1 protein-coding gene is annotated in these 518 nt (G+C 58.3%); it reads right to left on the reverse strand.

The window, feature by feature from the left end:
* Nucleotides 1–249: 249 nt before the first annotated feature.
* A partial coding sequence (locus B0W88_RS35050; RefSeq protein ID WP_233151924.1) for a hypothetical protein occupies nucleotides 250–518 on the reverse strand: 269 nt, incomplete at its 5' end.

Below are 518 nucleotides of genomic sequence, written 5' to 3' on the forward strand. Positions count from 1 at the left end.
CAGTTCCAGCCGACGCCTAACGGCGCGGCTGAACGCAATCGTTAGGCCGCTGCCATGGATCCCGTTGCGGACCTCTACCACCAAGTCCGAGAGCGGTTTCCGCCAATCTCGGCATCGGCCGATCGCCATCATCTAAAGCGTTGGGGCGGCGATCTAGACGTTGGAGTGGAGTACGCCTGGTTCGAGGCGCTCGCAGACGCTCTAAACGACGAGATGGCGCGCGAAGTCCCTTACGCAAATCACGAACCGCTAGTCCAGTTCTTGGAGCGAGCCTTCTTGCTTGGCACCGAGTCCGTACAGAAATGCATTGATGTCTCGTTCGTAGAGAATCTGTATTGGCAGGTTCCTAGTCACAAGTGCGAGCCGTACTGGCGGCGCTTCCCGCCGAAGCTGAAGCAGCTCTATACGGAGTTCCACCATCGTAATCCTTGAGTGCAACGCGGGAAAATTCAACGTCGAGTCTTCGCTGCCTAACCCGCAGTTCCAGCCGACGCCTAACGGCGCGGCTGAACGCAATC

The sequence above is a fragment of the Pelomonas sp. KK5 genome (genome assembly GCF_001984095.1).
Taxonomy (GTDB): domain Bacteria; phylum Pseudomonadota; class Gammaproteobacteria; order Burkholderiales; family Burkholderiaceae_C; genus KK5.